The 8,883-nt window shown below is 72.2% G+C and carries 10 protein-coding genes; 6 read left to right on the top strand and 4 right to left on the bottom strand.

The genetic code is table 11. The features are described from left to right. Positions 1-212, bottom strand: a 212-nt coding sequence (locus ACXVGS_RS18150) for an acyl-CoA dehydrogenase family protein (RefSeq protein ID WP_458537302.1), incomplete at its 3' end; no start/stop codon positions are given. A gap of 201 nt (positions 213-413) precedes the next feature. On the opposite strand from ACXVGS_RS18150, the gene ACXVGS_RS18145 reads away from it, so the two are divergent. The 3 genes from ACXVGS_RS18145 to ACXVGS_RS18135 are packed head-to-tail and all read left to right on the top strand — an operon-like array spanning position 414 to position 2,991. Then, positions 414-1,460, top strand: a complete 1,047-nt coding sequence (locus tag ACXVGS_RS18145; protein WP_458534884.1) for a Gfo/Idh/MocA family protein — start codon at positions 414-416, stop codon at positions 1,458-1,460. Continuing rightward, positions 1,457-2,197 (top strand): acylneuraminate cytidylyltransferase family protein, encoded by a 741-nt coding sequence (locus ACXVGS_RS18140; RefSeq protein ID WP_458534885.1) that lies wholly within the window; start codon positions 1,457-1,459, stop codon positions 2,195-2,197. The genes ACXVGS_RS18145 and ACXVGS_RS18140 overlap by 4 nt, the downstream gene beginning before the upstream one ends. Then, positions 2,197-2,991, top strand: a complete 795-nt coding sequence (locus tag ACXVGS_RS18135; protein ID WP_458532744.1) for an SDR family oxidoreductase — start codon at positions 2,197-2,199, stop codon at positions 2,989-2,991. Before ACXVGS_RS18140 ends, ACXVGS_RS18135 begins: the two co-directional genes overlap by 1 nt. Positions 2,992-3,000: 9 nt before the next feature. Here the strand turns inward: ACXVGS_RS18135 and ACXVGS_RS18130 are convergent, their stop codons facing one another. Next, entirely contained in the window at positions 3,001-4,032 is a 1,032-nt protein-coding gene (locus ACXVGS_RS18130) for an LLM class F420-dependent oxidoreductase (RefSeq protein ID WP_458528802.1), read from the bottom strand. A 129-nt stretch (positions 4,033-4,161) separates the two neighbouring features. Between ACXVGS_RS18130 and ACXVGS_RS18125 the strand changes: the two genes are divergently transcribed. Together ACXVGS_RS18125 and ACXVGS_RS18120 are read left to right on the top strand one after the other, a co-directional pair. Next, positions 4,162-5,502: a UDP-glucose dehydrogenase family protein gene (locus tag ACXVGS_RS18125; protein WP_458537301.1), complete on the top strand. Its 1,341-nt coding sequence runs from the start codon at positions 4,162-4,164 to the stop codon at positions 5,500-5,502. Further along, positions 5,499-5,933, top strand: coding sequence for a CoA-binding protein (locus ACXVGS_RS18120; protein WP_458528800.1), 435 nt, complete (start codon positions 5,499-5,501; stop codon positions 5,931-5,933). The genes ACXVGS_RS18125 and ACXVGS_RS18120 overlap by 4 nt, the downstream gene beginning before the upstream one ends. Before the next feature lie 804 nt (positions 5,934-6,737). On the opposite strand, the gene purE is transcribed toward ACXVGS_RS18120, so the two are convergent. Together purE and ACXVGS_RS18110 are read right to left on the bottom strand one after the other, a co-directional pair. After that, positions 6,738-7,286: a 5-(carboxyamino)imidazole ribonucleotide mutase gene (gene purE, locus ACXVGS_RS18115; protein ID WP_458537300.1), complete on the bottom strand. Its 549-nt coding sequence runs from the start codon at positions 7,284-7,286 to the stop codon at positions 6,738-6,740. Next, a complete protein-coding gene (locus tag ACXVGS_RS18110; protein ID WP_458528797.1) occupies positions 7,283-8,491 on the bottom strand; it encodes a 5-(carboxyamino)imidazole ribonucleotide synthase in 1,209 nt (402 codons plus the stop codon). Before ACXVGS_RS18110 ends, purE begins: the two co-directional genes overlap by 4 nt. A gap of 62 nt (positions 8,492-8,553) precedes the next feature. On the opposite strand from ACXVGS_RS18110, the gene ACXVGS_RS18105 reads away from it, so the two are divergent. Beyond that, a partial coding sequence (locus ACXVGS_RS18105) for a GtrA family protein (protein WP_458537299.1) occupies positions 8,554-8,883 on the top strand: 330 nt, incomplete at its 3' end.

The following is an 8,883-nucleotide window of genomic DNA, read 5'->3' as shown; positions in this document are numbered from 1 at the left end:
GCGCCGACCCCGTCGTACTCCTCGGGGATGTGCGGCGCGAAGAAGTCCGAGGCCACCAGGGCGTCGTGCGCCTCCTGGGGGTAGCGCGCCTCCTCGTCGACCGCCGCCGCGAACGGGGCGATCTTGTCCTCGGCGATGGACCGGATCGCCTCGCGCAGCGCCTCGTGGTCCTCGGAGATCTTGAACAGGTCGAATGAAGGGTTACCGGTCACGGCGGCGATGCTACCCGCGGGTACGCCGGGCGGTCGCCACCCATGACCCAACTCTCAGGGCCGCTGTGGACCGGCTCGCTGCGTCCGCGTCCCGGCCGCCTGTGGCGCGGGCCTCGTGCATTCGGCGATCTGCCACGATGGGCCCCACTTGTTGCTTCACCACGAGGTGCCACGGGGCACGGACCGGGAGAGAACTCTGCTATGAAGCGCGTCGTCATCCGGGGCGCCGGGTCGATCGGGCGCCGCCATGCACGCGTCTTCGCCCGCCTCGGCACCGAGGTGCTGCTCTGGCCGGTCCGTGAGCGCGCCGGGCAGGACGTCGACGCCGAGTCCGGCGCCAGTCTGCTGAGCGACCGGGACGCAGCAGACGTCTGCAGCTCGGCCGACCTCGTCGTCGTCGCCACCGACACCGGCCGGCACGTCGCCGACGCGCTGGCCGCCCTCGACACCGGATGCCCGAAGCTGTTGCTGGAGAAGCCGGTGGCCCCGACCCTCAGTGACGTCGACCCACTGCTGGCGCATCCCCGCGCCGAGGACGTGTGGGTTGCCGCCCCGCTGCGCGCCCATCAGGGCTTCCGCGAGCTGCGCCGCCGCTGCAGCGACGTCGGTCGCCCAGCCTCTGCCCACGTCTGGTCCCAGTCATGGCTGCCGGACTGGCGACCCGACCGCGACTACCGCGACTCCTACTCCGCCCGGGCCGACGAGGGCGGGGTGCTGCGCGATCTCGTCCACGAGATCGACTACGCCACAGTGCTCTTCGGGGCTCCTGAGCGCCTCGCCGCCCGGCTCGACGTGAGCGGGCCGCTCGAGATGGCGGCGGAACAGGCAGCAACCCTGCTGTGGCGGGCGCCAGATGCCACCACCGTGACGGTCCGCCTGGACTACATCACCCGCCCGGCCCGGCGCGGGCTGGAGCTGAACGGCCCCGACGGCTCCCTTCGCTGGGACGTCATGGCCGGGACGCTGCGCCGCGTCGGCGCCGACGGCAGCACGACACGGTGGGACTTCCCCGACGACCTCGACCGCGACGTGGTGATGGGCACCCAGGCGGCCGCCGCGCTCGGGCTGCACCCCGGCGAGGACCCCGAGGTGCTGCGCGACGCCGGGGCCCCGGCCACGCTCACCGAGGGGTGCCTGGCCGTGCGCATCTGCGACGATGCACGGACCGCCGACGCCGCGGCCCGCAGAACCACATCCTCCCCTCTGTCCCCCATCCCCGCGGCCACCGCACCGGAAGGCCTCACGTGACCAACGCACCACGCATCCTGGCGGTCATCCCGGCACGGGGCGGCTCCAAGGGGCTCCCCGGCAAGAACATCCGCAGCCTGGTTGGGCTGCCGCTGATCGCCCACTCCGTCAAGGCCGCCGCCATGACTCCGGAGGTGACCCGTTGCATCGTCACCACCGACTCCGAGGAGGTCGCCTCGGTCGCCCGGGCGCATGGCGGCGACGTCCCGTTCCTGCGTCCGCCGCACCTGGCCGCAGACGACACCCCCATGGCTCCCGTCATCCGGCACGCCCTGGCGACCGTCGAGGAGGAGGAGGGCAGGTCATACGACGCGGTCCTCCTTCTGGACCCTACGAGCCCCTCCCGTCTGCCCAGCCAGATCGGCGGCGCCGCCCGGAGGCTGTTCACCGACGATGGCCTCGACGGCGTCATCAGTGTGTCCGAGCCGACGTTCCAGCCGCTGTGGGTTGGCGTGCGCGAGCGCGAGGACGGCCAGGTTGAGCGGTACTTTCCCCAAGGCACCGGGATCACCCGGCGCCAGGACGCCGACCGCTTTCTGCGGATCAACGGCAACTTCTACCTGTGGCGCAGCGACTTCGTCCGCCGCCTCGAGACGTCGTGGTTCGACGAGGGCCGGCACGCCGGGGCGGAGATCCCGGAGGCGCAGGCCTTCTCGATCGACGACGAGTACGAGTTCCGCCTCATCGAGGCGCTGGTGGGCGCCGGCCTGATCCGCCTGCCCTGGATGGAGAGCTGATGAGCGAGCAGATCCTTGGTGACCTGAGCGGCCGGGTCGCCGCCGTGACCGGCGGGGCGGGCCCACTGGGCCGGGTGCTCAGCGACGCGCTGGCCAGGGGCGGCGCCCGGGTGGTGGTCATCGACAAGGACCAGGCCTCGGTCGATGCCGCCGTCGCTGCCCTGCCCACCGGCGCTGCTCCCCACGAAGGAGTCGTCACGGACCTGCTCCAGCCCGAAGGCCTGGCGCAGGTCACCGACGCGGTGCAGACGCTGGGCCGCTGTGACGTGCTGGTGCACAACGCGGCGTTCACCGGGACGAGCGGGGTGCCCGGCTACGCCGTGCCTTTCGAGGAGCAGACGGACGAGGCGTTCGAGCTCGCCACCCGGCTCAACCTCACCGTGCCGTTCTCGCTGACCCGGCGCCTGACCCCGCTGCTGCGCGCCCACGGTCGTGGCAGCGTCATCAACGTCTCGTCGATCTATGGCCTCGTCGGGCCGAACATGAACCTGTACGCCGGGACCCGGATGGGCAACCCCGCCGCCTACGCCGCCACCAAAGGCGGCCTCGCCCAGCTGACCCGCTATCTGTCCACGGTGCTGGCGCCCGACGTGCGGGTCAACGCCTTCGCCCCCGGGGGCATCGCCCGCGGGCAGGACGAGAGCTTCGTGCAGCGCTACGAGGCGCTCACCCCCCTGGGCCGCATGGGCACCGAGGAAGACTTCCGCGGGGTCGTGACGTGGTTGGCCGGTGACGCATCGTCGTACGTCACCGGCCAGGTCATCGCCGTGGACGGCGGCTGGACCGCCTGGTGATCGACCGGGTCACTCCCCCTTGGTGATCAGCTCGGGGATGACGTAGTTCTCGAACAGGTCGATGCCCGAGGTGTCGTAGGCCGCCTCCTGGAAGTAGGTAATGGCGTAGGTCATGCCCTGCGCCTCCAGGCCGCGCAGCGTCTCGACGATCTGGTCGGGCGTGCCGACCGCCGGCTGGGTGGCGAGGTTGGCCACGTGCTCCTCGGCCCGTGCCTCGGACAGGCCCGCGCGGATGAAGTGGTCCTTGTGCCACGCGAGGCGGTCCTTGACCTCCTTCTCGTTCTCGCCGATGACCACGTTGTAGTTGGCCGAGCGGACGATCGAGCCGAAGTCGCGCCCCAGGTCCTCGCAGTGACCCTTGAGCACCTCGCTCTTGTGCGCGAAGCCCTCGGGGCTGCCGTCGAAGTTGGTGTAGTCGGCGTACTGCGCCGCGATGCGCAGCGTCTTCTTCTCCCCGCCACCGGCGATCCACATGGGGATGCCGTTGAGCGGCGACCCCGGGAACGTGGTGCCCTGCAGCGGCCGCGGGGCGCAGATGGCGCCGTCGACCTGGTAGTGCTTGCCGTCCAGCGTGGCCGAGCCCTTGGTCCACATGTCGCGGAAGATCTGCACGCCCTCCTCGAGCATGGCCAGCCGCTCCCCCGCCCGCGGGAAGCCGTAGCCGTAGGCGCGCCACTCGTGCTCGTACCACCCGGCGCCGATGCCCATCTCGATCCGGCCCTCGGTGACGATGTCCACGGTGGCCGCGACCTTGGCCAGGTAGGCCGGGTTGCGATAGCTCATGCAGGTGCACATCTGGCCGAGCCGGACCTTGTTGGTGACGGCGCCGAGCGCCGCCATGAGCGTCCACGCCTCGTGCGTGGCCTCACCGGAGGGCTCGGGCACGGTGTGGAAGTGGTCGTAGACCCAGATCGACTCCCACTCGCGGGTGAGCTCGTCGGTGCGCCGGGCGAGGCCTGCCATGACCCCCCAGTGCATGTCGGGCTCGATGCCGACGAGGTCCATGCGCCAGCCCTGGGGGATGAACAGTCCGAATCGCATGTCGTTGCTCCCTGCGGTGTGGGGGTGGGTTACGGCTGTGCAGCACGTCACTCTAGCCACCGGATCTGCGTGCGCCGCGGGGCGACCTCGGCTCCCTGACCCGCCGTGGCCACCGGCTACTCTCGCCCCGTGGCTCTTCGTATCTCCGTCATCGGCACCGGATACCTCGGTGCGGTCCACGCGGCCTGCATGGCCGACCTCGGGCACTCCGTCGTCGCCATCGACGTCGACCCGGCCAAGGTCGAGGCGCTGGCCGCCGGCCAGGCCCCCATCTTCGAGCCAGGCCTGGACGAGCTGCTCGTGCGCGCCCTGGCGACCGACCGGCTGACCTTCACCACCGACTACGCCGCCGCGGCCGACGCCGACGTCCACTTCATCTGCGTGGGCACTCCCCAGCGGCGCGGCGAGAACGCCGCCGACACGTCCTACGTGTTCGCCGCAGCCGAGTCCCTGGCGCCACACCTGGGCGCCTCCACGCTCGTGGTCGGCAAGTCCACCGTCCCGGTCGGCACCGCGGCGCGCGTGCTCGAGCGGCTGCGCCGGGGTGCTCCCGCCGGCGACGGGGTGCGCCTGGCCTGGAACCCCGAGTTCCTGCGTGAGGGCTTCGCCATCGAGGACACCGTGGCCCCCGACCGGTTCGTCTACGGCGTCGACGGCGACACCGCCGACGCCGACGTCGCGCTGCTCGACCAGGTGTATGCCGCGCCGCTCGCCACCGGGACCCCGCGGCTGGTGACCGACTTCGCCACCGCCGAGCTGGTCAAGGTGTCGGCCAACGCGTTCCTGGCCACCAAGATCTCCTTCATCAACGCCATGGCCGAGGTCTGCGAGGCCGCCGGCGGTGACGTGGTCGCCCTGGCCGAGGCGATCGGGCACGACGACCGGATCGGGCACAAGTTCCTCGGCGCCGGCCTGGGCTTCGGCGGCGGCTGCCTGCCCAAGGACATCCGCGCGTTCATGGCCCGTGCCGGCGAGCTGGGCGCCGACCAGGCGCTGACCTTCCTGCGCGAGGTCGACGCAATCAACCTCCGCCGCCGCTCGCGCATGGTCGACCTCGCCCGCGCCGAGTGCGGCGGCACCCTCATCGGCAAGAAGGTCGCGGTGCTCGGGGCTGCGTTCAAGCCCAACAGCGACGACATCCGTGACTCCCCGGCCCTGGACGTGGCCCGGGCGGCCCACCTGGCCGGCGCCACGGTGACGGTGCACGACCCCAAGGCCCTGCCGGTCGCCCGACGCATCCACCCGGACATGAGCTACGCCGACACCGTCGAGGCCGCCTGCGAAGGCGCCGACGTCGTGCTGCACCTGACCGAGTGGAAGGACTACCGCGACATCGACCCGGCCGCGCTCAAGGCGGTCGTCTCCAGCCCGCACATCATCGACGGCCGCAACGCCCTCGACCCCGCCCTGTGGCGCGGTGCGGGCTGGACCTACCGCGCGCTGGGCCGCCCGCACCCGGTAGTCGCATGAGCCCCGTCGCCGTGAACGACCGCAAGGTGATCCGGTCGGTCCTGCAGACCCCGGCCACCTGGGCCGTCGTCGGCCTGTCCACCGACCCCGGCCGCACGGCATACGGCGTCTCGCGCTGGATGCGTGAGGCGCTCGGGCACCGCATCATCCCCGTGCACCCGCGCGCGGAAGAGGTCTTCGGCGAGGCCGGTTACACCAGCCTGGCCGACATCCCCGACGGCGAAAAGGTCGCCGTGGTCGACTGCTTCGTGAACTCCTCGCGCGTCGGCGCGGTCGTCGACGAGGCGATCGCCCAGAAGGAGCGGCTCGGCATCGAGACCGTGTGGTTGCAGCTCGGCGTGGTGGACGAGGCCGCCGCGCAGCGTGCCCACGCCGCCGGCCTCGACGTGGTCATGGACACGTGCCCCAAGATGGAGTACCCCGCGCTCTGACCGAGCGCCGTGCCTGGCCGTCCTGACTGCGCGGGCTGGATTCCGGGCTGGGGACACGCGGGGGACTGTCGGACCCCGCCCCTGGAGTGGACGCATGTTCTCACTCGGGGTGGAGCAAGTCCGCCAGATGCCGATCGGCGCCATGGCGGCGATGCTCGATGCCCTGACCGCGGGAGAGGTCGCCGCCGCAGACGAGGCGACGGTCCTGGCGTCCCAGATGGTCATCAACGCCATGGCCCGATCCAGGCCCGGTCGATCGCATCGCTGGCCGCCCGCGAGCGCGAGCATGCCGCCACGGTCGTCGGACGCGGGCCGAGGGCTTGACGGCGGAGTCCGGCGGTCCGGTCGACGAGTGGGAGTTCCTGGGCGACCGCATCGCCCGCTGCTGGCCATGACCGGGCGCGGCGCCCAGAGCAGGGTGGACCTGAGGCGGACGCTGACCGGGCGCGTGCGGACGCCATGGTGGACCTGCTGCTGGGTGCGGCCACGGTCTCAACCACGCCGCCCGTGACCGTGCCACTGGAGGTCGCGGGAGGCCGCGGATGCCGCGAACACCCGTCGGAGCAGCGGTCCCGCTGGGGTCGAGGTCCCCCGCCACGGCCTGCTGCCGCTCGTTCAGGCACAGTCGCTGGCGCGCGAGCAGGGCACCACACTCACGCCGCTGTTCATCGACTCGCGGACCGGACGGCGACTTCCCGGCCAGCACCCGGGAGGCGAGAGCCCGTGCGCTGAGTCGGCTGCCTCAGCGGGCGGGCACCCCGACTGCGTCGGGCACGCTCGGGCGTGCTCACGTGGAGCGCCCGGCTAGCGACCCGGGCCGAACCCGGTCTTCTGGTCGGGTCGCGAGCGCAGCCGCTCCCCCTTGGCGTGCGCCTCGTCGCGCAGGCGGCGCTGGAAGTCCACCATGTTCGCCCGCAGCTGCTCGGCCTCGGCGCCGGCGCCGGAGGCGAGGATCCGCACAGCGAGCAGCCCCGCGTTGCGTGCGCCGCCCACGGAGACGGTGGCGACCGGCACGCCGCCGGGCATCTGCACGATGGACAGCAGCGAGTCCATCCCGTCGAGGTGCTTCAGCGGAACCGGGACGCCGATCACCGGCAGCGGGGTCACCGACGCGAGCATCCCCGGCAGGTGGGCCGCTCCCCCGGCGCCGGCGATGATGACCCGCAGGCCCCGGGAGGCCGCATTCTCGCCGTAGGCGATCATCTCCTGCGGCATCCGGTGCGCCGAGACGACATCGGCCTCATAGGCGACGCCGAACTCCTCCAGCGCCTTGGCCGCCTCCTCCATGACCGGCCAGTCGCTGTCGCTGCCCATGACCAGGCCGACCAGGGCCCCGGTGTCGTTGGTGCTCATTCCGTGACGACTCCCCTCAGGTAGTCCGCGGCGTGCCCGGCCCGCTCCCGCAGGTCGGCCAGGTCGTCACCGCTGACGTTGACGTGCCCGATCTTGCGCCCGGGACGAACTCCCTTGCCGTACAGGTGAACTCGCGCCCCGGGGTCACGCGCCATGATGTGCCGGTAGGCCGGGTAGAGCTCGGGGTAGTCGCCGCCGAGCACGTTGGCCATGACCGTCCAGGGCGCGCGCGGGGCGGTCGACCCCAACGGCAGGTCCAGGACCGCGCGCAGGTGGTTCTCGAACTGGCTGGTGACCGCTCCGTCGATGCTCCAGTGCCCGGAGTTGTGCGGGCGCATGGCCAGCTCGTTGACGACGTAGTCCGGCTCACCGGTGTGCGGGTGGGACACCTCGAACATCTCCACCGCCATGACACCGGTGACCTCCAGCGCCCCGGCCACGCGCAGCGCCGCCTCGGTCAGCTCGGCGGACAGGGCGTCCGACATCCCCGGTGCGGGCGCCAGCACCTCGGTGCAGATCCCGTCGACCTGGACCGTCTCCACGACCGGCCATGTCGCGGCCTGCCCGGAGGGGCTGCGCGCCACGAGCACCGCCAGCTCGCGGGTGAACTCGACCTTCTCCTCGGCCAGCAGGCCCTCGGCGAGCGGGCCACCGCTGACCGCATCCCGGGCGCTGGCCTCGAGCCAGTCGGCGGCCTCATCGACCGAGCCGACGACCCGGACGCCCTTGCCGTCATAGCCGCCGCGCGGCGTCTTCACCACGACCGGCCAGCCGACGTCCTCCCCGAACGCCTTGAGCTCCTCGGCGGTGCGGACCGCCGCCCACCGCGGGCAGCCGACCCCGACCTCGCTGAGCCGCCGGCGCATGGCCAGCTTGTCCTGGGCGAAGACGAGGGCGGCCGGACTGGGGTGCAGCGGCACCCCGTCGGCCTCGAGCGCGGCGAGCACCGGCGGCGGCACGTGCTCATGGTCGAAGGTGACCACGTCGCAGGAGCGCGCCCACGCGCGCACGGTCTCCACGTCGGTGTAGTCGCCCACCGGCGCCGACGGCACGACCAGCGCGGCGGACGCGTCAGGGGTCTCGGCCAGCACGCTCAACGTGACCGCGAGGCCGACCGCGGGTGGTTGGCACATCCGGGCCAGCTGGCCGCCGCCGATGATGCCGACGACGGGGAAGCCTCCAGGAGCGCGCTGCGGAGAGGTCACGGGGCCGAGCCTATCCGGGCGAGGATTCGGTGCTGCCGCCCGGCGGCCGTTACGCTCAACAGGTGCCGACCGACCAGCCCTCGCCGATCGCCCGACTGCGCGGTGCCGTGGACGTGCTCGTCCGCGAGATGCTCAAGTTCGGTGTGGTGGGCGCCGTCGCCCTCGTCGTCGACGTCGGCACGTTCAACGCGCTGCGCTTCGTCGGCGGCCACGGCCCGCTCTACGACAAGCCCCTGACGGCCAAGGTCATCTCGGTCACCCTTGCCACGCTCACGGCGTGGGCCGGCAACCGCTACTGGACCTTCCGGCACCGCCGTCGCACCGCCGTCCACCACGAGCTGGCGCTGTTCGTCGTGTTCAACGTCGTCGGCATGGGCATCGCCCTGGGCTGC

Source organism: Oryzihumus sp., assembly GCF_054325275.1.
Note: the sequence above shows the minus strand (reverse complement) of the source record. Positions and strands in the feature narration are given on the sequence as shown.